General features: G+C 67.4%; 20 protein-coding genes, 1 tRNA gene and 1 pseudogene. 4 read left to right on the plus strand and 18 right to left on the minus strand.

Annotated elements, in window-relative coordinates; genetic code table 11:
• Window positions 1–2: 2 nt before the first annotated feature.
• Together rpsL and ACIBQ1_RS18670 are read right to left on the minus strand one after the other, a co-directional pair.
• Window positions 3–377: a 30S ribosomal protein S12 gene (gene rpsL / locus ACIBQ1_RS18665; protein ID WP_020542315.1), complete on the minus strand. Its 375-nt coding sequence runs from the start codon at window positions 375–377 to the stop codon at window positions 3–5.
• Between the two features lie 525 nt (window positions 378–902).
• Window positions 903–1,034, minus strand: coding sequence for a hypothetical protein (locus ACIBQ1_RS18670; RefSeq protein WP_397278917.1), 132 nt, complete (start codon window positions 1,032–1,034; stop codon window positions 903–905).
• Window positions 1,035–1,573: 539 nt separating this feature from the next.
• Here ACIBQ1_RS18670 and ACIBQ1_RS18675 point away from each other — a divergent pair.
• Both ACIBQ1_RS18675 and ACIBQ1_RS18680 read left to right on the plus strand, forming a co-directional pair.
• Window positions 1,574–2,680: a hypothetical protein gene (locus ACIBQ1_RS18675; RefSeq protein WP_397278919.1), complete on the plus strand. Its 1,107-nt coding sequence runs from the start codon at window positions 1,574–1,576 to the stop codon at window positions 2,678–2,680.
• Window positions 2,656–3,052: pseudogene (locus ACIBQ1_RS18680) on the plus strand (transposase); the annotation flags it as partial. The gene ACIBQ1_RS18675 and the pseudogene ACIBQ1_RS18680, both read left to right, overlap by 25 nt.
• A gap of 93 nt (window positions 3,053–3,145) precedes the next feature.
• Here ACIBQ1_RS18680 and ACIBQ1_RS18685 read toward each other — a convergent pair.
• From ACIBQ1_RS18685 to ACIBQ1_RS18715, 7 genes are all read right to left on the minus strand, one after another.
• Window positions 3,146–3,355 carry a hypothetical protein gene (locus ACIBQ1_RS18685; RefSeq protein ID WP_397278921.1) on the minus strand — a complete coding sequence of 70 codons (210 nt, stop codon included), beginning with the start codon at window positions 3,353–3,355 and terminating at the stop codon, window positions 3,146–3,148.
• 500 nt (window positions 3,356–3,855) lie between these two features.
• On the minus strand, window positions 3,856–7,731 hold the full coding sequence (locus tag ACIBQ1_RS18690) for a DNA-directed RNA polymerase subunit beta' (protein ID WP_397278922.1): 3,876 nt from the start codon (window positions 7,729–7,731) through the stop codon (window positions 3,856–3,858).
• Between the two features lie 16 nt (window positions 7,732–7,747).
• Window positions 7,748–11,218, minus strand: a complete 3,471-nt coding sequence (gene rpoB / locus ACIBQ1_RS18695; protein WP_397278923.1) for a DNA-directed RNA polymerase subunit beta — start codon at window positions 11,216–11,218, stop codon at window positions 7,748–7,750.
• A 436-nt stretch (window positions 11,219–11,654) separates the two neighbouring features.
• Window positions 11,655–12,152, minus strand: a complete 498-nt coding sequence (locus tag ACIBQ1_RS18700; RefSeq protein ID WP_397278925.1) for a hypothetical protein — start codon at window positions 12,150–12,152, stop codon at window positions 11,655–11,657.
• 34 nt (window positions 12,153–12,186) lie between these two features.
• Complete coding sequence (locus ACIBQ1_RS18705; RefSeq protein ID WP_397278927.1) at window positions 12,187–12,687, minus strand: hypothetical protein; 501 nt, start codon at window positions 12,685–12,687, stop codon at window positions 12,187–12,189.
• A 227-nt stretch (window positions 12,688–12,914) separates the two neighbouring features.
• The gene (locus tag ACIBQ1_RS18710) at window positions 12,915–13,916 is read right to left on the minus strand and encodes an ABC transporter ATP-binding protein (protein ID WP_397278929.1); all 1,002 of its coding nucleotides are present in this window, start codon (window positions 13,914–13,916) and stop codon (window positions 12,915–12,917) included.
• Window positions 13,917–14,013: 97 nt separating this feature from the next.
• Complete coding sequence (locus ACIBQ1_RS18715) at window positions 14,014–14,580, minus strand: TetR/AcrR family transcriptional regulator (protein ID WP_397278931.1); 567 nt, start codon at window positions 14,578–14,580, stop codon at window positions 14,014–14,016.
• Between the two features lie 90 nt (window positions 14,581–14,670).
• Here ACIBQ1_RS18715 and ACIBQ1_RS18720 point away from each other — a divergent pair, with 90 nt between their 5' ends.
• The gene (locus tag ACIBQ1_RS18720) at window positions 14,671–15,075 is read left to right on the plus strand and encodes a nuclear transport factor 2 family protein (protein WP_397278933.1); all 405 of its coding nucleotides are present in this window, start codon (window positions 14,671–14,673) and stop codon (window positions 15,073–15,075) included.
• On the opposite strand, the gene ACIBQ1_RS18725 is transcribed toward ACIBQ1_RS18720, so the two are convergent.
• The 9 genes from ACIBQ1_RS18725 to ACIBQ1_RS18765 form a co-directional block, all read right to left on the minus strand.
• On the minus strand, window positions 15,066–17,087 hold the full coding sequence (locus tag ACIBQ1_RS18725; RefSeq protein ID WP_397278935.1) for an ArnT family glycosyltransferase: 2,022 nt from the start codon (window positions 17,085–17,087) through the stop codon (window positions 15,066–15,068). The genes ACIBQ1_RS18720 and ACIBQ1_RS18725 overlap by 10 nt on opposite strands.
• A 46-nt stretch (window positions 17,088–17,133) precedes the next feature.
• On the minus strand, window positions 17,134–17,523 hold the full coding sequence (rplL, locus tag ACIBQ1_RS18730) for a 50S ribosomal protein L7/L12 (RefSeq protein WP_350733420.1): 390 nt from the start codon (window positions 17,521–17,523) through the stop codon (window positions 17,134–17,136).
• Window positions 17,524–17,595: 72 nt separating this feature from the next.
• The gene (gene rplJ, locus ACIBQ1_RS18735) at window positions 17,596–18,120 is read right to left on the minus strand and encodes a 50S ribosomal protein L10 (RefSeq protein WP_397278937.1); all 525 of its coding nucleotides are present in this window, start codon (window positions 18,118–18,120) and stop codon (window positions 17,596–17,598) included.
• Between the two features lie 239 nt (window positions 18,121–18,359).
• Window positions 18,360–19,181, minus strand: a complete 822-nt coding sequence (locus ACIBQ1_RS18740) for an LppX_LprAFG lipoprotein (RefSeq protein WP_397278939.1) — start codon at window positions 19,179–19,181, stop codon at window positions 18,360–18,362.
• Window positions 19,182–19,517: 336 nt separating this feature from the next.
• Window positions 19,518–20,237 (minus strand): 50S ribosomal protein L1, encoded by a 720-nt coding sequence (rplA, locus tag ACIBQ1_RS18745; RefSeq protein WP_397278940.1) that lies wholly within the window; start codon window positions 20,235–20,237, stop codon window positions 19,518–19,520.
• A gap of 60 nt (window positions 20,238–20,297) precedes the next feature.
• Window positions 20,298–20,729, minus strand: a complete 432-nt coding sequence (gene rplK, locus ACIBQ1_RS18750; protein ID WP_397278942.1) for a 50S ribosomal protein L11 — start codon at window positions 20,727–20,729, stop codon at window positions 20,298–20,300.
• A gap of 138 nt (window positions 20,730–20,867) precedes the next feature.
• Window positions 20,868–21,653 (minus strand): transcription termination/antitermination protein NusG, encoded by a 786-nt coding sequence (gene nusG / locus ACIBQ1_RS18755; RefSeq protein WP_397278944.1) that lies wholly within the window; start codon window positions 21,651–21,653, stop codon window positions 20,868–20,870.
• 67 nt (window positions 21,654–21,720) lie between these two features.
• Window positions 21,721–21,966 (minus strand): preprotein translocase subunit SecE, encoded by a 246-nt coding sequence (secE, locus tag ACIBQ1_RS18760; RefSeq protein WP_397278946.1) that lies wholly within the window; start codon window positions 21,964–21,966, stop codon window positions 21,721–21,723.
• Between the two features lie 78 nt (window positions 21,967–22,044).
• Window positions 22,045–22,117: transfer RNA gene (locus ACIBQ1_RS18765), tRNA-Trp, on the minus strand.
• 161 nt (window positions 22,118–22,278) lie between these two features.
• On the opposite strand from ACIBQ1_RS18765, the gene ACIBQ1_RS18770 reads away from it, so the two are divergent.
• The gene (locus ACIBQ1_RS18770) at window positions 22,279–23,487 is read left to right on the plus strand and encodes a pyridoxal phosphate-dependent aminotransferase (protein ID WP_397278947.1); all 1,209 of its coding nucleotides are present in this window, start codon (window positions 22,279–22,281) and stop codon (window positions 23,485–23,487) included.
• The last annotated feature ends 5 nt before the right edge of the window (window positions 23,488–23,492 follow it).

Consider the following 23,492-nt stretch of genomic DNA (forward strand, 5'->3'; position numbering starts at 1 on the left):
TGTTAGCTCTTCTCCTTCTTCGCGCCGTAGCGGCTGCGGGCCTGCTTGCGGTTGCGGACACCCTGGGTGTCGAGCGAACCGCGGATGATCTTGTAGCGAACACCGGGCAGGTCCTTCACACGACCGCCACGCACGAGCACGATGGAGTGCTCCTGCAGGTTGTGACCCACACCCGGGATGTAGGCCGTGACCTCGATACCGTTCGTGAGGCGAACGCGGGCCACCTTGCGCAGTGCCGAGTTGGGCTTCTTCGGGGTCGTGGTGTACACGCGCTGGCACACGCCGCGCCGCTGCGGACTCCCCTTGAGGGCAGGAGTCTTGGTCTTGGAGACCTTGTCCTGCCGGCCCTTGCGGACCAACTGCTGAATAGTGGGCACTGCCACTCCGTTTCGTGCCTTGGCCGGTGTTACGTCAGTTGTGATGCATTTCGCAGGTACTGCCGGTGTCATGACCTGCTGATTTTTCCCCGTCTCGGTGCCCCCGCGCTCGGGCGTGTCGCGCTGTTCACGCAGACGTCCCGCGAGGTTTACGAGCCTGGAAGCCGTCCCGCGCCCGCAATTGAGCGCACGGTCGAGAGCCCGCTAGAGACGGGCACGAAGCTCAAGACTACCCAGGCCTCTGCGACACGTCAAAGCGGCGCGGCAAAGCGGACAAGCCTTGCCACTCCAGGACGCCGAGACCGTTTTCATCAGTACCCGGCTACTGCTCCGGACCCATGATATCGGGACGGAGGGGCGAACCGTGACGGGTTCGCGAGGACTGCCAGGACGCCCGTTTGCACGACGGCGCCCCCGGCCCTCGGCACGGGCACGGGGCTGAGACGGAAAGTCCCACTACGCGAGCGTCCGACCAGGCCGAGCGTCTCCTCCCCCGACTGGCCGACCAACCACCAGGACGGCACCTCACCAGTCGTCGGAAGCGGTCAGCCGCCGGGCGGCGCCGACCCGGCAGACCAGGCGAAGGTTGTGGCCACAGACGTGGGCCACCGAGACCGTCCTGCCGTCGCAGGTCGTCGCGACGGTGCTTGCGTACAACAGGCCGATCTCCTCCTTCCGGTCGCCAACTCGTCGCTGACCGGCGTCAGCCCCCGCGGAACTTGGGATCGGCAACGCGCAGCCGTTCCTCCTTCTTCAGGGACTCCCGCGCGACGACCTCGGGCAGGCGAGCCCGCAACCCGAGCTCGGTCGCAGGATGTGAGCGGAAGGCGGACTGCCAGGATGGTCGGCGTCGCGGTCTCCGCAAGCCGGCCACGTGGTCAGGTCCTCCTGCGGCACTGACTCCACCGTCATGATCGTGAGAGGCCCGGCGGTTTCGGACGAGCGCGGCTACGTGACCTCCGCCACCGGTTGGCACAGCACCCGCAGCCTTTGTACCGGGGCTTCGCGCACGACCGGCTCGGCCTGTGAAGGGGCACGTCCTGCGCCCGCTCGTGACGACAGTCAGGCGACAGCTCGGTGGAAGTGGCGGTCCCTAGGGTGTCGTGTCGGCCATCAATCCGAACGGGGGAATCATGTGGTTACGCGTACGCTCGGGCCTCGTCGCACTGGCCGTGTCAGCCGGAACGATCACGGCGATGAACACAGGGGCCGCGCACGCCGAGCCGGTCGCCGGCACGATCACCGTGGCGAACGACGCCTGGACCCAGACCTCACGACAGTTCCCGGACAGGTCGTACTGGAACGAGGGAACGGACGTGTTCATCGGCCTCCACCCGGACACGGGCGACCTGAACCGGTCCTTCTTCCGCCTGGACCTGAGCCGCCTGCGCGAGATGACGGTCACCAAGGCGACGCTCGAGCTGCGCCGGCACGACCGCTGCGTACCGTACGAAAAGGGCTTCCAGCTGTGGCAGACGTCGCGGTTCGACGGCGAGACCACCTGGGTGAACGAACCCGGGTGGACCCGCCTGATCGGCGCCTATCCGGGCGCCTGGGGGAAGTGCCCGCCCCCCGGATACGACGGCTACGACTCCTTCCGCTTCGACATCACGAACTACGTCCGCCAAGCGATCGGCCTGCGCGAGACGAGCCTCTACCTCGGAGCGCGCAGCGCCGAGGAGGACGACCCGCTCGGCCGGATCGACCTGTCCACCTACACGCAGGCGGAGGTCTCCTTCACGGGTCCCCAGGCGCCGCCGCTGCCGGTGATCCCCGGCTCTCCGGCGTCGACAAGGATCAAGCCCGCGGCATGGGCCCTCGTCTCCCAGCGCGACCCTGATACCCCGTACTGGAACGGCGACACCGGGCCCAGCGCGGGCCTCGACCCGTCCATCGACGCGAAACGCTCGTACGCCCGCTACGACCTCACGCCCCTGATCGGCAAGCGGCTCCTGGGGGCCCACCTGGTGCTCCGGCGCCAGACGCCCTGTGAGGAGTACGAGCGAGGCTTCGAGCTGTGGTTCACCGGGCCCATCACCGATCAGACGACCTGGAACGAACCGGCCGAGTGGATCCGCAAGGTCACCGGCACCGTCCCGTCGGCGGCGTGCTCGACTGCCGACCCGTTCGTGCTGAACGCCTCCGACGCCGTCCCGGGCTCGGTGGCCGCCGGCAGGACGGAGATCACGGTGGGCCTGCGCTCCCGCGACGAGCAGGACGTCCACGGCTACTACGCCTTCCAGCCCGCCCCTGAGCTGGAGGTCTTCTACAACGCGCCACGCTCGGCATCATCCTCGCCGTAGCCGTCGCCACGGCAGGCCTGTCCGACAACGTGATCGGCAAAGGGCATCTCGACCAAACAAAAACGCCTACCCGACGATATCCAAAACCTGGGTCGACACCGGCTTCAAGAACGCCTTAATCGAGCACGGCGCTACATCAGGCATCGACGTCGAAGCCGTCTCCAGAAAAGCCGAAACCAGCGTATTTCATGTCGTCAAACGCCGATGGGTCGTCGAACGCAGCTTGGGCCGGCTCATGCTGTGTCGCCGCTTAATCCGCGATTATGAGACCTTATCCGCCAGCTCCCAAGCCGTGATCCACATCGCGTCGATCAACAATCTGACCAGGCACATAACGGACGAGACGACCCGACCCGGCGAGGCACCTACTAGGGCATAAGCCGCAATCCACTCAAATCAAACACCCTCTCAGAAGAGCCTGCGATGCTCCTCAGATCGAATTCCGGCGCTATCGCTTCACCGCGTTCACACCATTTCGCGATTATCTCCGGATGCCGGCTCACCGACCCGCTGGAGCACCGAAAGCCGCAAACTCATCAGCCAAGTGTTCTCCTCGAAAATGTCGACCACGACAGCATCCGCCTCCAACGGGACGACATCACCCGGATCTTCATCACCCGCAACTGAAGCGACACCACGGACACCAACACCAACGAGGTCATCCCCTCGGGTCAAGCCCTCTCACGCACGTAGCCGCGCCAGTGGCGGCGTCCTACGACAGGCCCACGGGCGAAAACGCTCCACCACCGCGCGACACATGGGGGCACGCCGAAGGCACAGCTCGCCCCTGTGCGGCGCGAGGCACCCCGTGCAATACGGCGTGGGGGGCTCTGAGCGCGCCCTCAACGCCTCACGATGCAAGGCCGCGTGGCAGGGCGCAGGGCGACGCGACCGGGTGCGAAGAACGCAGCACGAGGCAACGCGGTGGGACACAGGGCGGAGCGCGACCCGTCGGCGCAAGGCGCACGAGGCGGTGAGTGGGACCAGGCGGTTTCGCCTTCCGGCCAACCGCTCCACCTGGAGGGCGCGCCACCGGCATGGGTGCGCAACGGTGCCTGCTACACCGTAACGAGTTCCGCCGTAACGAAAAGCCATAACCACAAGGCCCGGAATGCAGCGCGCCCGGACTCCCAAGAGCGGGAGCCCGGGCGCGTCACCCAGCGACTAGAAGAACATCACCGGTTGTACTGACCGAAGTCGTACTCCTCCAGCGGAACCGCCTCGCCGCTGCCGGTCCCGAAGGTGTAGTCGGCGGCCGAGCCGTCGTAGCCACCCACGGTGTACATGGCAGCCTTGGCCTCCTCGGTCGGCTCCACCCGGATGTTCCGGTACTGGGGCATGCCCGTACCGGCCGGGATGAGCTTACCGATGATGACGTTCTCCTTCAGGCCCAGCAGCGAGTCGGACTTGGCGTGGATCGCCGCGTCCGTCAGCACCCTGGTCGTCTCCTGGAAGGAGGCCGCCGACAGCCACGACTCGGTGGCCAGCGACGCCTTGGTGATGCCCATGAGGACCGGACGGCCGGCGGCCGGCGAGCCGCCCTCCGCCACCGTCTCGCGGTTCATCAGCTCGAAGCGCGGCCGCTCCACGAGCTCGCCGGGCAGCAGGTCGGTGTCACCGGACTCCAGCACGTTCACGCGCTTGAGCATCTGCCGCACGATGATCTCGATGTGCTTGTCGTGGATCGACACACCCTGCGACCGGTAGACCTGCTGGACCTCCGCCACCAGGTGCAGCTGCACGGCCCGCGGGCCGAGGATGCGCAGCACCTCGTTGGGGTTGACCGCACCGGCGACGAGCTGCTGCCCGACCGTGATCCGCTGGCCGTCCTGCACGAGCAGGCGCGAGCGCATCGACACCGGGTAGGCGATCTCCTCCGAGCCGTCGTCCGGAGTGATGACGATCTTCCTGGTCTTGTCGGTCTCGTCGATGCGAGCCCGGCCCTCGGCCTCGGAGATCGGGGCGACACCCTTGGGGATGCGCGCCTCGAACAGCTCCGTGACACGGGGCAGACCGTGGGTGATGTCGGCGCCGGCCACACCACCGGTGTGGAACGTACGCATGGTCAGCTGCGTGCCAGGCTCACCGATCGACTGGGCAGCGATGATGCCGACCGCCTCGCCGACGTCCACGAGCTTGCCGGTGGCCAGCGAGCGGCCGTAGCAGGTCGCGCAGACACCGATCTTGGCCTCGCAGACGAGCGCGCTGCGGGTGCGGACGGTCTCGATGCCGGCCTGGACCAGCGCGGTGACGTGGGTGTCGTTGATGTCGACACCCGCCGCCGCGATGACCTTGCCGTCGACCTCGACGTCCTCGGCCAGGATGCGGCCGTGCACGTTGGACTCGGCGTTCTCGGCCTTGACGAGGTTGCCCGACGCGTCGCGCTCGCCGACGTGCAGCGGGACGGCGCGGTCGGTGCCGCAGTCGATCTCGCGCACGATGACGTCCTGCGCCACGTCCACCAGACGACGGGTCAGGTAACCCGAGTCGGCGGTACGCAGGGCGGTGTCGGCCAGACCCTTCCGCTGACCGTGGGTGGAGATGAAGTACTCCAGCACCGACAGGCCCTCGCGGAACGAGGCCTTGATCGGCCGCGGGATCGTCTCACCCTTGGTGTTGGACACCAGGCCACGGATGCCGGCGATCTGCCGGACCTGCATCTTGTTACCACGGGCGCCGGAGTTGACCATCATCCAGACCGGGTTGGTCGCCGGGAAGGCGTTGACCATGTCGGTCTCGACGTCGGCCGTCGCGTGCGTCCAGATCTCGATGAGCTCCTGACGGCGCTCCTCGTCGGTGATCAGACCGCGCTCGTACTCCCGCTGGACCTTGTCGGCCCGGCGCTCGTAGTTTTCCATGATGTCGGTCTTGTTCGGCGGCGCGACGACGTCCTCGATCGAGATCGTGACACCGGAGCGCGTCGCCCAGCGGAAGCCGGCGTCCTTGAGCGCGTCGAGCGAAGCGGCGACCTCGATCTTGGGGTAGGTCTCCGCCAGCTCGTTCACGATCGTGGACAGCTGCTTCTTGCCGACCTGGAAGTCGACGAACGGGTAGCTGTCGGGCAGCGTCTGGTTGAACAGGCACCGGCCGAACGTGGTCTCCAGCCGGATCGGGTCACCCTGCTCCCAGCCCTCGGGCGCAACCCACTCACGCGGCGGCAGGACGTCCTTCAGCCGGATCTGGATCTTCGCCTGAATCTCCAGCTCGCGGCGGTCGAAGGCCATCTGCGCCTCGGCGATCGAGCCGAACACGCGGCCCTCGCCCGCTGCGCCGTCCTTGTGGGTGGTCAGCCAGTAGAGGCCGATGACCATGTCCTGGGTGGGCATCGTCACGGGCTTGCCGTCGGCCGGCTTGAGGATGTTGTTGGTCGAGAGCATCAGGATGCGTGCCTCGGCCTGGGCCTCAGCCGACAGCGGCAGGTGCACGGCCATCTGGTCGCCGTCGAAGTCCGCGTTGAACGCGGTGCAGACGAGCGGGTGGATCTGGATGGCCTTGCCCTCGACCAGCTGCGGCTCGAACGCCTGGATGCCCAGGCGATGAAGCGTCGGAGCGCGGTTGAGCAGCACCGGGTGCTCGGTGATGACCTCTTCGAGCACGTCCCACACCACGGGGCGGGCGCGCTCGACCATCCGCTTGGCCGACTTGATGTTCTGGGCGTGGTTGAGGTCAACCAGCCGCTTCATCACGAACGGCTTGAACAGCTCCAGGGCCATCTGCTTGGGCAGACCGCACTGGTGCAGCTTGAGCTGCGGGCCGACGACGATGACCGAACGGCCGGAGTAGTCGACTCGCTTGCCCAGCAGGTTCTGGCGGAAACGACCCTGCTTACCCTTGAGCATGTCGCTCAGGGACTTCAGCGGCCTGTTGCCGGGGCCGGTGACCGGGCGACCGCGACGGCCGTTGTCGAACAGCGCGTCGACGGCCTCCTGCAGCATCCGCTTCTCGTTGTTCACGATGATCTCGGGCGCGCCGAGGTCGAGAAGCCGCTTGAGGCGGTTGTTGCGGTTGATGACCCGGCGGTAGAGGTCGTTCAGGTCGGAGGTGGCGAACCGGCCACCGTCGAGCTGCACCATCGGGCGCAGGTCCGGCGGGATGACCGGGATGCAGTCGAGCACCATGCCGCGCGGCGAGTTGGTCGTGTTCAGGAACGCCGACACGACCTTGAGCCGCTTGAGCGCGCGGGCCTTCTTCTGGCCCTTGCCGCTGCGGATGGTCTCGCGCAGGTTTTCGGCCTCGGCGTCGAGGTCGAAGCTGATCAGGCGGTCCTGGATCGCCTGCGCGCCCATGCCGCCCTTGAAGTAGCGGCCGAAGCGGTCGCGCATCTCGCGGTAGAGCAGCTCGTCGCCCTCGAGGTCCTGGACCTTGAGGTTCTTGAAGCGGCTCCAGACCTCCTCGAGCCGGTCCAGCTCGCGCTGGGCCCGGTCGCGGAGCTGACGCATCTCGCGCTCGGCGCCCTCGCGGACCTTGCGGCGCTGGTCGCCCTTGGCGCCGGCGGCCTCGAGCTCGGCCAGGTCGGCCTCGAGCTTCTTCTGCCGGGCCTCGACGTCGGCGTCGCGGCGCTGCTCGATGTGCTGCCGCTCGACGGAGATCTTCGCCTCCAGCGAGGGCAGGTCACGCTCACGCATCTCGGTGTCGACATGCGTGATCATGTACGCCGCGAAGTAGATGACCTTCTCCAGGTCCTTCGGGGCCAGGTCGAGCAGGTAGCCGAGGCGCGACGGGACGCCCTTGAAGTACCAGATGTGCGTGACCGGCGCGGCCAGCTCGATGTGGCCCATCCGCTCACGACGCACCTTGGCGCGAGTCACCTCGACGCCACAGCGCTCACAGATGATGCCCTTGAACCGGACGCGCTTGTACTTGCCGCAGTAGCACTCCCAGTCGCGGGTCGGACCGAAGATCTTCTCGCAGAAGAGCCCGTCCTTTTCCGGCTTGAGGGTGCGGTAGTTGATGGTCTCGGGCTTCTTGACCTCGCCGTGCGACCACTGACGGATGTCGTCGGCCGTCGCGAGGCCGATCCTGAGCTCGTCGAAGAAGTTGACGTCCAGCATTTGTGCGATCTCCCCCTCAGACTTCTTCCACGCTGCTCGGCTCACGCCGGGACAGATCGATGCCGAGCTCTTCCGCCGCGCGGAAGACGTCCTCGTCGGTGTCGCGCATCTCGATGGACATGCCGTCGCTGGACAGCACCTCGACATTGAGGCACAGCGACTGCATCTCCTTGATGAGCACCTTGAAGGACTCCGGAATGCCGGGCTCGGGAATGTTCTCGCCCTTGACGATGGCCTCGTAGACCTTCACCCGGCCGAGAACGTCGTCGGACTTGATGGTCAGCAGCTCCTGCAGAGCGTAGGCCGCGCCGTACGCCTCCAGCGCCCACACCTCCATCTCACCGAAGCGCTGCCCACCGAACTGGGCCTTACCACCCAGCGGCTGCTGAGTGATCATCGAGTAAGGGCCCGTCGAACGCGCGTGAATCTTGTCGTCGACCAGGTGCAGCAGCTTGAGGATGTAGATGTAACCGACCGAGATCGGATACGGGAACGGCTCACCGGAGCGGCCGTCGAACAGTTGCGCCTTGCCCGTCGCCTGCACCATCCGGTCACCGTCACGGTTGGCGACGGTGTTGTCGAGCAGACCGACGATCTCTTCCTCGTGGGCGCCGTCGAAGACCGGCGTGGCCATGTTCGTGCGCGGGGCCACCTTCTCGAAGCCCTTGTCGCGCAGCCGCTCGGCCCACGCCTCCTGGATGCCCGAGATGTCCCACCCACGGGCGGCGATCCACCCCAGATGGGTCTCCAGCACCTGGCCGACGTTCATCCGGCCGGGCACGCCCAGCGGGTTGAGGATGATGTCGACCGGCGTGCCGTCCTCCAGGAACGGCATGTCCTCGACCGGCAGGATCTTGGAGATGACGCCCTTGTTGCCGTGCCGGCCGGCCAGCTTGTCGCCGTCGGTGATCTTCCGCTTCTGGGCCACGTAGACGCGGACCAGCTCGTTGACACCCGGCGGCAGCTCGTCGCCCTCCTCACGGGAGAACACACGGACGCCGATGACCTTGCCCTGCTCGCCGTGCGGCACCTTCAGCGAGGTGTCACGCACCTCGCGGGCCTTCTCACCGAAGATCGCGCGCAGCAGCCGCTCCTCCGGCGTCAGCTCGGTCTCACCCTTCGGCGTGACCTTGCCGACCAGGATGTCACCGGGCACGACCTCGGCGCCGATGCGGATGATGCCGCGCTCGTCCAGGTCGGCCAGGACCTCCTCGGAGACGTTCGGGATGTCCCGGGTGATCTCCTCCGGACCCAGCTTGGTGTCGCGGGCGTCGACCTCGTGCTCCTCGATGTGGATCGAGGACAGCACGTCGTCCTGCACCAGCCGCTGCGACAGGATGATCGCGTCTTCGTAGTTGTGACCCTCCCACGGCATGAACGCCACCAGAAGGTTCTTGCCCAGCGCCATCTCGCCCTTGTCGGTGCAGGGGCCGTCGGCGATGACCTGGTTGACCTCCACCCGGTCGCCCTCGGCGACGATGGGCTTCTGGTTGAACGAGGTGCCCTGGTTGGAGCGCTTGAACTTGGCGACACGGTAGGTGGTGCGCGTGCCGTCGTCGTTCATGACCGTGACGTAGTCGGCCGAGACCTCCTCGACCACACCGGCCTTGTCGGCGCTGATGACATCGCCGGCGTCGGTCGCGGCACGGTATTCCATGCCGGTACCGACCAGCGGCGCCTCGCTCTTGAGCAGCGGCACCGACTGGCGCTGCATGTTGGAGCCCATGAGCGCGCGGTTGGCGTCGTCGTGCTCCAGGAACGGGATCATCGCGGTGGCCACCGACACCATCTGGCGCGGCGACACGTCGATGTAGTCGACCTCGTCGGCACGGGCCAGCTCGGTCTCGCCGCCCTTGGTGCGGACCAGGACGCGGGGCTCCGCGAACGACCCGTCGGCGTTGAGCACCGTGTTGGCCTGCGCCTTGACGTAGCGGTCTTCCTCGTCGGCGGTCAGGTAGTCGATCTGCTCGGTCACCCGGCCGTCGACGACCTTGCGGTAAGGCGTCTCGACGAAACCGAAGGCGTTGATGCGGCCGTAGGAGGCGAGCGAGCCGATGAGGCCGATGTTGGGGCCTTCAGGGGTCTCGATCGGGCACATGCGGCCGTAGTGGGACGGGTGCACGTCACGGACCTCGAAGCCGGCCCGCTCACGGGACAGACCACCGGGGCCCAGCGCGGACAGACGCCGCTTGTGCGTCAGGCCGGCCAGCGGGTTGGTCTGGTCCATGAACTGCGACAGCTGCGAGGTGCCGAAGAACTCCTTGATCGACGCCACGACCGGGCGGATGTTGATCAGGGTCTGCGGCGTGATCGCCTCGACGTCCTGCGTGGTCATGCGCTCGCGCACGACGCGCTCCATCCGGGCCAGGCCCAGCCGGACCTGGTTCTGGATCAGCTCGCCCACGCTGCGCAGCCGGCGGTTGCCGAAGTGGTCGATGTCGTCGACCTCGACGATGACCTCGCGGTCATTGGCGCCCGGCATCGACTCCTCGCCCGCGTGCAGGCGCACGATGTATTCGATCGTGGCGACGATGTCGTCCTCGGTCAGGGTGCCCTGCGAGATCTCCGAGTCGACCCCGAGCTTCTTGTTGATCTTGTAACGACCGACCTTGGCCAGGTCGTACCGCTTGGGGTTGAAATAGAGGTTCTCCAGCAGGGTCTGCGCCGACTCCTTGGTCGGCGGCTCACCCGGCCGCAGCTTGCGGTAGATGTCCAGCAGCGCGTCGTCCTGGCCGGCCGTGTGGTCCTTCTCCAGGGTCGCCCGCATCGACTCGTACTGGCCGAATCGCTCGAGAATCTGCTCGCTGGTCCAGCCCAGCGCCTTGAGCAGCACCGTGACGGCCTGCTTGCGCTTGCGGTCGATGCGCACACCGACGCTGTCGCGCTTGTCGATCTCGAACTCCAGCCAGGCACCCCGCGACGGGATGACCTTGCAGCCGAACAGGTCCTTGTCGGACGTCTTGTCGACATTGCGTTCGAAGTAGACACCGGGCGACCGGACCAGCTGCGAGACCACGACACGCTCGGTGCCGTTGATGATGAATGTGCCCTTCGGCGTCATGAGCGGGAAATCGCCCATGAACACCGTCTGGCTCTTGATCTCACCGGTGGTGTTATTGATGAACTCCGCCGTCACGAACATCGGGGCGGAGAAGGTCATGTCCTTGTCTTTGCACTCATCTACTGAGTACTTCGGCGGCTCGAATCGGTGGTCGCGGAACGACAAGGACATGGTCCCCGAGAAGTCCTCGATCGGACTGATCTCTTCGAAGATCTCTTCGAGGCCCGACTGAGTCGGGACGTCCTTGCGCCCGGCCTGGCGAGCCGCCTCTACCCGGGCCTTCCACTTCTCGTTTCCGAGCAACCAGTCGAACGACTCGGTCTGCAGAGCGAGAAGGTCAGGAACTTCGAGGGGCTCCTGGATGCGCGCGAATGACACGCGACGGGGACCAGCGGGTACGGCGGAGGCGTTGCGCGAGGCTGCCAACAGATGTCCTTCCGAGGGCTCGCGGCGGACTGACTACACGCACGCCAGACAACCTCGCAACGTGAGCAAGCATCGCGGGTCGTCAAAGGGCAGCGCAAAGGGGCAGTGTAGCCGAACGGCACACGCCTGTCCACTTCGCTCTCGCTGCATGCTCCACGTTGGTCGCAGCATCGCCCGTTCAGGCGGAAACGTCAAGCCCACAAGCCCGACTTTTAGCCGACTAGGGGCCCGGACGCTGGGTTTTCTCCCCTGTGTGACAGGTCGCCTACCGCCAGGCCCAAGACGATACCCGCGAACGGGGGCGGTTAACGCTCCGTCACACCGGGGGTCGAACCCATGCCGACAACCGGTGTCTCCGTGACTGAGTTACCCGTTCCTAAGGCTTCGCTAAACCTGATTTTTGGTAACAATTGAAAGAAGCGGCGCGCCAGGGGCGTCAGGCGGTCCCCAACAGGGTCGACAGGTCGGCCACCAGCCAGCGCGATCCTTGCCGGACCATGACGAACCTGGCCCGGTTCTGGGTGAACCGTTGCTGTGGCGCGGTCTCGCCCGCGACGTCCTTGACCGTACCCGTGTTCACGAACAGCAGAACCTCTACACGATCAGGCTCTGCGCGCTCAACCCCCGCCCCCGCCACGGTCACGGTCTGCACGATCTTCTGCGCCTTGGCCCTGGACACCAGGGACTTGGTCAGCTCCTTGTAGTGCGTGGTCAGCTCCCCTGTCGTGTGCGTGCCTGCCCGCGCCAGGTCCTCCTCCACCGTCCGATAGTCATAAGAGAGCAGATCGGGCGCCACCTCCTTGGCCGCCGCCATGGCCTGCGTCCCCGCCGCGTCGGCCGCCCGCAGGTCGCGCAGGTTGAACCACATCGTGGGCACCAGCACTCCGGCCACCACCACGAGGATCGCCAGCAGCACGACCGTGACCGTCCTCACCTGGACCCCCACCACCCTCGACCACAGCGGGCTCTCACGTCACCTGCACCGCCCTGGACACCAGCCAGGCGCCGCCGGCCTTGGTCAGCTCCATCGACCACCGGTAGTACCGCTCCTGGGGCGGGCTCTTGGAGCCGTCCCAGCGGATCTCCACGTCGGCCACGACCAGCACCTTGGCCGTGGCGCCGGCCAGGGAGACCAGCCCCGTCGCGCGCAGCACGCCGTGCTGGACGACCTTGTTCCCGACCGTGGTGGACTTGAGCTTGGCCGCGTTGGCCTCGTACTCCGCCCTGGCCGCCCCGGTCGAGGTGTCGAGGATGCGCCTGAGGTCGGCGTCGACGGTCTTGTAGTCGAGCGAGACCAGGTTCTTCGCGTGGGTCCCCGCGGCCAGGAGCGCGGCCTGCTTGTCGCCTGCCCTGCCCTGTTCCTCGCGCGCCTGCGCGGCGATCCACACGCCCGTACCGACCAGCACCGCGAGCACTCCGCTGAGTACGGCGATCAGGATGCGGGCGGGCCGGGCGGCAAGTCCTGCCACGTCGATCCCCCTTCCCCAGCCGGTCCGCCGGATCATAACCCCCGGCTCCGTCCTGGAGCCCATGAATCAACCGAGACGGTAAGGGACCGCCTCAGCCCCGGCGCGAATCGGGCAAGGAGCCCAGATCTCCCCGATATGCCCCCAGGCGGCCCTCAGCTGCCCGCTGAGCGCCCGGCGCGGCCCCACCCACCGGAGAGACCCGGAAGCCGCTCAAGCAGAGCGGGGAGTCACTGTACGCCGTGGAGCCAGGCGTTAACCAGGCGCGGATACTCCTCCAGCCAGTTACGACCGCGTTCGTCCACGAACGACCCCTGCGGCGGGATCACGCCGTTGGCCGCCAGCCACGTCCCCGGCGGCTGCTGCGTGCGGCGGATGCGGTTGCCGCTCGGCATGAGCTGCGGCGGGATCGGCGGCAGCGTGCCGGGATCGAGCCCCAGCTGGGCCTCGGCCTCCAGCTCCGAGAGGTCCTTCTCCTCCGACATGCCGATCGGGCCGTGCCTCCTGGCGTTGAGGAACTGCCGCACCACCGGCTCGTCGCTCGACAGCAGCATCTCCCGCGGGCCGAACATGACCAGCTCGCGGCGGAACAGCATCCCGATGCTGTCGGGGACCGTACGGGCGGTGTTGATGTCGTGCGTCACGATCAGGAACGTCGCCTCGATCTCGGCGTTGAGATCGACGATGGTCTGGTTGAGCAGCGCGGTGCGGACCGGGTCGAGGCCGGAGTCGGGCTCGTCGAACAGGATGATCTCCGGATCCAGCACCAGCGCCCTGGCCAGCCCCGCCCGCTTGCGCATGCCGCCGGAGATCTCCCCGGGCAGCTTCGACTCCGCGCCGATCAGGCCGACCAGCTCCACCTTCTCCATCACGACCTGGCGGATCTGCGACTCGGTCTTCTTGGTGTGCTCGCGCAGCGGGAAGGCGATGTTGTCGTAGAGGTTGAGCGAGCCGAACAGCGCCCCGTCCTGGAAGAGCACCCCGAACAGCCGGCGCAGCTCGTAGAGCTTGTTCTCGTTGCAGTTGGCCAGGTCGTAGCCGTCGATCCAGATGTGGCCGCGATCGGGCCGCAGCAGGCCCACGAGCGTCTTGAGGAAGACCGACTTCCCGGTGCCCGAGGGGCCGAGCAGGACGGAGATCTCGCCCGCGGGGAGCGTGAGCGAGACGTCCTCCCAGATGACCTGCCGGCCGAACGACTTGGTCAACCCGTCGACCACGACTTCGACTCCCACTGGACACCTTCCGATCGCAGGCTGTACTCAGGGGCCTCTCCACCGTAACGGCGAGCGGGCGAATTGGAACCCGTTCCAATAACTTGTTACGGCGCGGTTATGAGGCCGCCGGACCGGCCAGCGCCTGCAGGCCGGGCCGCAGCAGCCGCGCGATGTCCGCCGGGGGCACCCCGCGCAGCTCGTCGAGGTCGAGCAGCTGATGCCCGACGGTCACGCCAAGCATGATCATCATCATCAGCGCCGCCCGCAGCCGCGCGTCCTCGCCCGGTACGGCCTGGGCCAGCCGGTCGATCTGCTCGCCCAGCACCTTGCGTGCCGACACGGCCGCCTCGGGGTGGGTGAGCATGGAGCGCATCATGGCCAGCGAGCTCTGGGGCAGCTCGCCCATCTTCAGGCCGAGCGTGCCGAGCAGCTGATCGACCGCCTCGTCGGCGCCCGGCTCGCCGTGCGGGACCGGCGCCACCCGCACGGCCCGCTGGAAGAGCTCCTGCTTGCTGCCGAAGTACTGCATCACGAGGGCGGGATCGACCTCGGCCCGCCCGGCGATGGCCCTGATGGTGGCCCGCTCGAACCCCACCTCGGCGAACAGCGCCCTGGCGGACTCCAGGATCCGCCCCTCGGTCCTGCGCCGCCGTTCGGCCCGCGGCAGCCCCTTCTCGCCCACGCTCTGACTCTACATGCGTTGACCCATCCCGCCCTTTCGCTCTACGCTCGTTGAGTCAACGCCTGTTGAGTGAAATTGGAGGAATCCCTCGTGTCCGTCGAAGAGATCGTCACCGCCTACCACGCGGCCATGCTCCACAAGTCCGCCGACGAACTGGCCGACCTCTACGCGGAGGACGCGCTGCACGAGTTCCCGTTCGGAGGGCCGGCTCCCCTCAAGGGGAGGGAGGAGGTCCGCGCGGGCTACCGGGCGATGTGGGGCGCCCTCCCGTTCAACCCCGACGAGGTACGCCGCGTCTCGCTCCACCGGACGACGGATCCGGAGGTCGTACTGGTGGAGCAGGACACCCTCATCACGGTCGCCGGGCAGTCGATCACGGTTCCTGGCCTCCTCGTGCTGAGGATCAGGAACGGCCGGATCATCCACACTCGGGACTACATGGACACCGGCGCCGTCTCCCAGGTCCGCGCCGCCGTCACCTCGTCTCAGGGCTGAGTGAGGTCGAAGACCGTCGTCCCGCCGACTGTGGCGGCGGTGAAGTTCTCCTGCACCCAGGCCGCGATCCGGGCCGCGTCGTCGCTGCCGCCCGTGCTGCGGCCGCCCATGCCCATCCCCATCCCCGTGCCGACGAAGTAATGGATCTTCTTCTCGGCGACGTACTGCTTGAACTGCTCCAGCGTCGGCGCGGGGTCGGTGCCGTTGAAGCCGCCCACCGCCATCACCGGCCGGCCACTGGCGAGCTGGTAGCCGGCCGCGTTGTTGGAGCCCACCGTCGCCGCCGCCCACGTGTACGCGGACGCGTCCGTCTTCAGCAGCGCGGTCAGCTCGGCGGCCGGCGTGCCCGCGTTGAGCAGCCCGCCCATGCCCCCACGCCCCATCCCACGGCCACCGGAGGGCGCCTGGAACGCCTGCCGGCCGGGCGACCAGCCGTTCCCGTTCCCGGGCAGCCGGCCGAACTGCTGCCCGCCTCCCCCAGGTCCGCCTGCCCCAGGCCCGCCTCCCCCGGGCCCGCCGAACCCCCTGCCGAAGCCACCGGTGGAGGGCCCCGCCGACGGGATCGCCCCGGTGTGCGCGGACGCCGCCGTGTCCACCGCGTACGCGGCCGGACCCGCCAGGGAGGCCAGGCACGCCACCAGCGCGACGGTCACCACGATCAGGGCCCGGCGCGCGAACAACATCGCCAGCGCCGCCCCCAGCCCCGCCACCAGCACGACCGCGCCCAGCCAGGAGTTCCACTCCGCGCTGCGCGACAGCAGCACGTACGACCACACGGCCGTCCCCGCCGTGATCACCGCCAGCAGCCGGTACGCCCGCCGCTCCCACAGGACGGCCGCCCCCATGCCCACGAGCACCGCGATCGCCGGAGCCAGGGCCACGGTGTAGTACGCGTGGAAGATGCCCTGCATCAGGCTGAAGACCAGCCCGGTCACGATCAGCCAGCTCCCCCAGGCCCAGAAGGCGGCACGGACCGGATCGACCCGCGGCGACCGCCGCGTGAACCAGGTGGCGGCGGCCAGCAGCGCCAGCGCCGCCGGAAGCAGCCAGGAGATCTGCCCGCCCGCCTCGGTGTCGAACAGCCGCAGCCACCCGGCCTGCTGGTTCAGATTGCCCAGCCCGCCGTAGTCACCGCCGTTGAGCCGCCCGATCCCGTTGTAGCCGAGCGCCAACTCCAGCACGCTGTTGGTCTGGGAGCCCCCGATGTACGGCCGCTGCGAGGCCGGCACCAGCGCCACCGCCAGCAGCCACCACCCGGCCGAGACCACCATGGCCACACCCGCCAGCGACAACTGCCACATCCGCCGCCAGAACGGCACCGGAGCCGTGAGGAGATAAACCAGCGCGAACCCCGGCAACACCAGGAACGCCTGCAACATCTTCGCCAGGAACGCGAACCCGATCGCGCTCCCCGCCAGCACCAACCACCGCGTGGCCCCGCGTTCCTGCGCCCGCACCACGCAATACCCGGCGGCCGTCAGCAGCAGCACCAGCATCGCGTCGGGGTTGTTGAACCTGAACATCAACACGGCCACCGGCGTCAGCGCCATCACGACCCCGGCCAGCAACCCCGCCCACACGTTGAACAACCTGCGCACGGACGCGTAGACCAGCGCCACCGCGCCCACGCCCATGAGGGCCTGCGGAATGAGAATGGCCCAGGAATTCAGCCCGAACAGCCGCACGCTGAGCGCCATCGGCCACAAAGAGGCGGGCGTCTTGTCGACGGTTATCGCGTTCGCGGCGTCGGAAGATCCGAAAAAGAACGCCGTCCAGCTCTGACTTCCCGCCTGCACGGCCGCGGAATAGAACGAATTTGCCCATCCGGAGGCGCCGAGACCCCAGATGTAGAGCACTCCGGCACCTATGAGCAGGGCGGCCGGCGCCCAACGAGACTTCGCTTCGGTAACCACAGCTCGCACGCTAGGCAAGCCGCTTCGCGGCGCGATGAGACGGACATGAGAATCTCCTGAGCGACCCCGCTCAGGGCACGAAAAAGGGGCGGCGGACATCCGGCACCTGGATGTCCCCGCCCCTTTTCAGCGAACAGAAACCGTCTTACTTGACGGTCACGGTGGCGCCGGCGCCCTCGAGGGCAGCCTTGGCCTTCTCCGCCTGCTCCTTGTTGACCTTGCCGTCGAAGACGGCCTTGGGAGCGCCGTCCACCAGGTCCTTGGCCTCCTTGAGGCCCAGGGACGTGAGGGCGCGGATCTCCTTGATGACCTGGATCTTCTTGTCGCCGGCAGCCTCGAGGATGACGTCGAACTCGTCCTGCTCCTCAACGGCCGGGGCCTCGGCGCCACCGGCGGGGGCGGCGGCGGCAACGGCGACGGGGGCGGCGGCCTTGACGTCGAAGACCTCTTCGAACTGCTTCACGAACTCGGACAGCTCGAGGAGGGTCATCTCCTTGAACGCGTCGAGCAGCTCGTCGGTGCTGAGCTTCGCCATGATGCTTTTTCCTTACGTTCGGGACTTGCTGAAACTAGAAACGGGACCGCGGGTGTTGCGGCAACCCCCGTGCTACTCGCCCGGCTCTTCGCGCTTCGCGCGCAGGGCTTCGGCCAGCTGAGCCATCTGCGTGGGCAGCGCGGCGAACACAGCAGCGGCAGCGCTCTGCTTCGCCTTGAGCGCGCCAGCAAGCTTCGCGAGGAGAACCTCACGGGACTCGAGGTCGGCGAGCTTGGTGATCTCGGTGGCGTCGAGCGTCTTGCCCTCGAGGACACCGCCCTTGATCACCAGAAGGGGATTGGCCTTGGCGAAGTCACGCAGACCCTTGGCAGCCTCGACAACGTCGCCGCTGACGAAGGCGATCGCGGTCGGACCGGCGAGCAGGTCGTCGAGACCCGAGTAACCGGCCTGGTTGGCCGCGATCTTGGTCAGGGTGTTCTTCGCCACGGCGAACTTCGCATTCTCACCGAGAGACTTACGCAGCTCCTTGAGCTGCGCGACGGTGAGACCGCGGTACTCGGTCAGAACGGCGGCGGCGCTGCCTTCGAACTCACTCTTGAGCTCGGCAACCGCTGTCGCCTTATCCGCCCTCGCCATGGGCCTCCTTCCAGATGTGCCGCCGGCGAAGGCTCCAGAAATGAGAACAGCCCCGGGCGCAGGCGCACACGGGGCTCACGCACATGGATCACTCCATGTGGGAAACTCGTATCACACCTGCGCGGGCCGTCCACATGACGTGGATCCTTCGGTCGTCAGGCTTTGAGGCACCTGACGACGACCGGCGGTCTTCGGCAACGACCAGACTACGTCCTGGCCGCCGAGTTTCCAAATCGCTCTCAGTTGGTCGTGCCCTTGGGGATCTCTCCGACCTGGTCGGCGGGCGGGGCCTCGATGGTCACCGGCTCGTTGAAGCCCTTGAAGAGCAGGGTGGCGTCCAGCGTGGCGCCCTCCTTGGAGCCGTTCAGCGCGAGCTTGCGCGGCAGACCGTCGGCGGCCACCCAGACGTCGAACTTGACGTCCTTCAGCTCCGCCAGGCCCGTACGCGCCTGCTCCTGCTGGTCGGCGGGCAGCAGCTGCACGGCCGCGTCCACCGGGAACGTGCCGCTGTAGTGCGTGGTGTCCGTGCCGTTGACGCTCTCGTTGCCGGCCGACTTCACGTCCTGCGACGCCGTGACGAGCTTCGTCACGTTGCCCAGGTCGAACTGCTGGATCTTGCCCAGGTAATCGTTCACCTGGGACGAGTCGCCCATCTCACCGAGCGGGACCTTGATCCATGGCTTGGTCGCGCCCACCAGGTCCTTGAGCGCCTCGACCTTGACGTAGACGGTGTCGCCCTGCAGCACGGCGCGCACGCCGCCCGGCAGGCTCCTGCCGCCCATGTCGACGGTGTCCAGGGTGAGGTCCACGGCGAGCTGGGGCTTGCTCTGGTAGAGCATGCGCCCCTGCACCTTGCCGGAGCCCTCCTGCGGGTGCGTGACGTTCACCACCGCGTCGACCGTGTAGCTGGTGACCTCGGCGGTCTTCTGCGCGGCCTGCGCGAGCACCTCTGAGGCGGCCAGGTTGACCTGGATGGGCTGTGCGTTCGATCCACAACCGGCGACCGCCGCTACTACGAGCGCGGCACCGGCCGCGGTGAGTCCTATCGTGCGCTTCAGCATGTCTTGACCCTACGTTTAAGTGGCATCGCCGTAGCGACTTCCCCGCACAAATAAGGGAAAACCCAGGGTTATCCCCCACACACCCCACACATTCCCTTCACAACCCACCTCAGCCCCGCCGACCAGCGCACGAGGGCAGCCGGTACCGCCCGGCCGTCCCCAAACCCGATCCGGCACACGGAACGCGCCGCCGCCCACCGTACGAGGTCAGGCGGCCAGGGGTAGCGGCCGAGACGATCGTTCGAGACGGCCGTGACGTCCTTCCGCGCCGGAAGCCGGAAGCCGGAAAAAGAAAGAGCCCCGCCCGAAACGGGCAGGGCTCAATCGGAGAAACGGTTACGCCTCGAGCTCGGCGGTGAGGCCGCGGGTGAGGTTCGGGTCGACCGGGACGCCGGGGCCCATGGTCGTGGAGAACGTCACCTTCTTCAGGTAGCGCCCCTTGGCCGCGGACGGCTTGAGACGCAGCACCTCGTCAAGGGCGGCGGCGTAGTTCTCGATGAGCTGGCGCTCGCCGAACGACGTCTTGCCGATGATGAAGTGCAGGTTGGCCTGGCGGTCGGTGCGGAACTCGATCTTGCCGCCCTTGATCTCCGTGACGGCCTTGGCGACGTCGGGCGTCACCGTGCCGGTCTTGGGGTTGGGCATGAGACCACGCGGACCGAGCACGCGGCCCAGGCGACCCACCTTGCCCATCAGGTCGGGCGTGGCCACCACGGCGTCGAACTCGTTGAGCCGGTTGCCCTTGGAGATCTCGTCGATCAGCTCGTCGGCGCCGATGATGTCGGCGCCCGCCTCGCGGGCTGCCTCGGCACGCTCACCGGTCGCGAAGACCAGGACCCGGGCGGTCTTGCCGGTGCCGTGCGGGAGGTTGACCGTGCCGCGCACGATCTGGTCGGCCTTACGAGGGTCGACGCCCAGCCGCAGCGCGACCTCGACGGTGGCGTCGAACTTCGTGGTCGACGTCTCCTTGGCCAGCTTCGCTGCCTCGACGGGCGAGTAGAGCTTGTCGCGGTCGACCTTGGCGGCCGCGTCTTTGTGCGCCTTGCTGCGCTTCATTGCCAACTCCTAGTGGTCTGCGGGCCCGAGGGCCCTCCCACGAATGTCTGGGAAAGGGTGTTACTCGGCGACGGTGATGCCCATCGACCGGGCGGTGCCGGCGATGATCTTCTCGGCCGCCTCGATGTCGTTGGCGTTGAGGTCGGGCATCTTCGTCTCGGCGATGCTGCGCAGCTGCTCGCGGGAGAGCTTGCCCACCTTGTCGCGGTGCGGGACCGCGCTGCCCTTGTCGAGACCGAGGGCCTTCTTGATCAGCTCGGGCGCCGGCGGCGTCTTCGTGATGAAGGTGAAGCTGCGGTCTTCGAAAATGGTGATCTCAACGGGGATGATGTTGCCCCGCTGGGCCTCCGTCGCAGCGTTGTACTGCTTGACGAAGTCCATGATGTTGACGCCGTGGGGACCGAGCGCGGTACCCACCGGCGGCGCCGGGGTGGCCTGACCGGCAGGCAACTGCACCTTTACCAGTGCGGCCACTTTTTTCTTTGGAGGCATGATCCTTCTCCGGGTCCTGACATTGGGTTGGTTGTCCCCGCATGCGCGGGGCGCACAGGTGGACGTTTACCAACGCCGCGATCTTCTTGGGATCAACCCCGCGTGCGCGGGGACGACAAATCAGCTTACGTGATCGTCTTAGATCTTCGAGACCTGGTTGAACGAGAGCTCGACCGGAGTCTCGCGGCCGAAGATCGAGACGAGCACCTTGAGCTTCTGCGACTCGGGGCTGATCTCGCTCACCGAGGCGGGCAGGGTGGCGAACGGGCCGTCCATGACCGTGACGGACTCGCCGATCTCGAACTCGACCGCAGGGCCGGCGCTCGCCTTGGAGGCGGCCTTCTTGGTCTCCTCGGTCGGCTCGGGCGCCAGCAGCTTGGCGACCTCGTCGAGGCTGAGCGGGCTCGGCTTGTTGGACAGGCCGACGAAGCCGGTCACGCCGGGCGTGTTGCGCACGGCGGCCCAGGACTCGTCGGTCAGCTCCATGCGCACCAGCACGTAGCCGGGCAGCACGCGCTCCTTGACCGGCACCTTCTTGCCGCTCTTGAACTCCTGGACGGTGTGCGTCGGCACCTCGACCTGGTAGATGTAGTCCTCCATGTTGAGCGACACGTTGCGGCTCTCGATGTTGGACTTCACGCGGTTCTCGTAACCGGCGTAGGAGTGGATGACGTACCACTCACCGGGCAGGCCGCGAAGCGAGCTCTTGAACTCTTCGACGGGGTCGACGTCGGGAAGCACCGTCTCGTCCTCGACGGCGGAAGCCTCGACCTCGGCTGCCTCGTCGCTCTCCGCGACCTCGGCCCCCTGGAGCGCCGCCTCGGCGGCCTCCTCAGCGGCCTCTTCCAGCTCGTCGCCCCACTCCTCGCGGGAGTCGTCCCGCTCCTCGCGGGACTCGCCGGCCGGAATTGAAGACTCGGACACGGTGACTCTTCCTCTTTCGTCGTATCGAACTGGCGACTCCGTCAGCTTGTCACCGGAGGCGGCTGGATCAGCTGCCGCCGAAGACCTTGAGGACTGCCCATCCCAGGGCGCTGTCGAGCCCGTACACGATCGCCACCATGATCAGAACGAATATCAGAACGACCGTGGTGTAGGTGATGAGATCCTTGCGTGTCGGCCAGATGACCTTGCGGAGCTCGTTGACGACCTGCCGATAGAAAAGGGCAGGTGAAGTGCGTGTCTTCTTTTCGCCACTCGGCTTGCCTGCGGTCTCGCCGCGCGTGTCGATCGCCACAGTCCTCACCTGAAATCTGTCGTATCCAACGCAGTTATGCGGCGCGCTTACACGCCATTATTGCGCGGACCGCACTCGCAGGGCACGAGGGACTCGAACCCCCAACCGCCGGTTTTGGAGACCGGTGCGCTACCAATTGCGCCAGTGCCCTATGTCGTTAGACCAGACTACCCTGATCGACCCACTGCATGGACCGAACCGCTCGGCGACATGCTGTGCGGAAGGACCGATCGAAAGCATACGGGTGATTGCCGGGTACGTCGAACCCAATCCCGACCGCCCAGGTCACCGACCACATGGGACCATGGACCCATGTCCACCCGACCCCGCATCTCCGCGAGAATCTCCGCTATTTCCGAGTCCGCCACGCTCGCCGTGGACGCCAAGGCCAAGGCGATGAAGGCGGCCGGGCGGCCCGTCATCGGCTTCGGCGCGGGCGAGCCCGACTTCCCGACGCCCGGCTACATCGTCGAGGCGGCGATCCAGGCGGCCCGCGAGCCCCGCTTCCACAAGTACACGCCGGCGGGCGGCCTGCCCGAGCTCAAGCAGGCCATCGCCGACAAGACCCGGCGCGACTCCGGTTACGCGGTCGAGGCGTCGCAGGTGCTGGTGACCAACGGCGGCAAGCAGGCGGTCTACGAGGCGTTCGCGACGCTGCTCGACCCGGGTGACGAGGTCCTGGTCGTGGCGCCCTACTGGACCACCTACCCCGAGGCGATCAAGCTGGCCGGCGGCGTGCAGGTCGACGTCGTGACCGACGAGTCCACCGGCTACCTGGCGACCGTCGAGCAGCTGGAGGCCGCGCGCACCGAGCGGACGAAGGTCCTGCTGTTCGTCTCGCCGTGCAACCCGACGGGCGCCGTCTACTCCCGCCAGGAGACCACGGCCATCGGCCGCTGGGCGGCCGAGCACGGCCTGTGGGTCGTCACCGACGAGATCTACGAGCACCTGGTGTACGGCGGCACCGAGTTCACCAGCATCGCCACGGCCGTGCCCGAGCTGGGCGACCGGGTCGTGATCCTCAACGGCGTGGCCAAGACGTACGCGATGACGGGCTGGCGCGTGGGCTGGCTGATCGGCCCCGCCGACGTCGTCAAGGCGGCCACCAACCTGCAGTCCCACGCCACCTCCAACGTCGCCAACGTGTCCCAGATGGCCGCGCTGGCCGCCGTGTCCGGCGACCTGTCGGCGGTGGCCGAGATGCGCACGGCGTTCGACCGGCGCCGCCAGACGATGGTCCGGATGCTCAACGAGATCCCGGGCGTGTTCTGCCCGGAACCGAAGGGGGCGTTCTACGCATACCCATCGGTCAAGGACCTGATCGGCAAGGAGTTGCGCGGCCGGCGCCCCCGGTCGTCCGGCGAGCTGGCCGAGCTGATCCTGGAGGAGGCCGAGGTGGCGGTGGTGCCGGGCGAGGCGTTCGGCACGCCGGGCTACTTCCGCCTGTCGTACGCGCTGGGCGACGACGACCTGGTCGAGGGCGTCAGCCGGGTGGCCAAGCTGCTGTCAGAGGCCCACTAGCCGGT

Source organism: Nonomuraea sp. NPDC050153 (assembly GCF_044460125.1).
Taxonomy (GTDB): Bacteria; Actinomycetota; Actinomycetes; order Streptosporangiales; family Streptosporangiaceae; genus Nonomuraea.

Excerpts from the sequence above, each read along its gene's own strand:
- ACIBQ1_RS18675 (WP_397278919.1), top strand. The coding sequence starts at position 1,574 with ATGAACACAGGGGCCGCGCACGCCGAGCCGGTCGCCGGCACGATCACC.
- ACIBQ1_RS18690 (WP_397278922.1), bottom strand. The coding sequence starts at position 7,731 with ATGCTGGACGTCAACTTCTTCGACGAGCTCAGGATCGGCCTCGCGACG.
- ACIBQ1_RS18725 (WP_397278935.1), bottom strand. The coding sequence starts at position 17,087 with ATGTCCGCCGCCCCTTTTTCGTGCCCTGAGCGGGGTCGCTCAGGAGAT.
- rplL (WP_350733420.1), bottom strand. The coding sequence starts at position 17,523 with ATGGCGAAGCTCAGCACCGACGAGCTGCTCGACGCGTTCAAGGAGATG.
- rplJ (WP_397278937.1), bottom strand. The coding sequence starts at position 18,120 with ATGGCGAGGGCGGATAAGGCGACAGCGGTTGCCGAGCTCAAGAGTGAG.
- ACIBQ1_RS18740 (WP_397278939.1), bottom strand. The coding sequence starts at position 19,181 with ATGCTGAAGCGCACGATAGGACTCACCGCGGCCGGTGCCGCGCTCGTA.
- rplA (WP_397278940.1), bottom strand. The coding sequence starts at position 20,237 with ATGAAGCGCAGCAAGGCGCACAAAGACGCGGCCGCCAAGGTCGACCGC.
- rplK (WP_397278942.1), bottom strand. The coding sequence starts at position 20,729 with ATGCCTCCAAAGAAAAAAGTGGCCGCACTGGTAAAGGTGCAGTTGCCT.
- ACIBQ1_RS18770 (WP_397278947.1), top strand. The coding sequence starts at position 22,279 with ATGTCCACCCGACCCCGCATCTCCGCGAGAATCTCCGCTATTTCCGAG.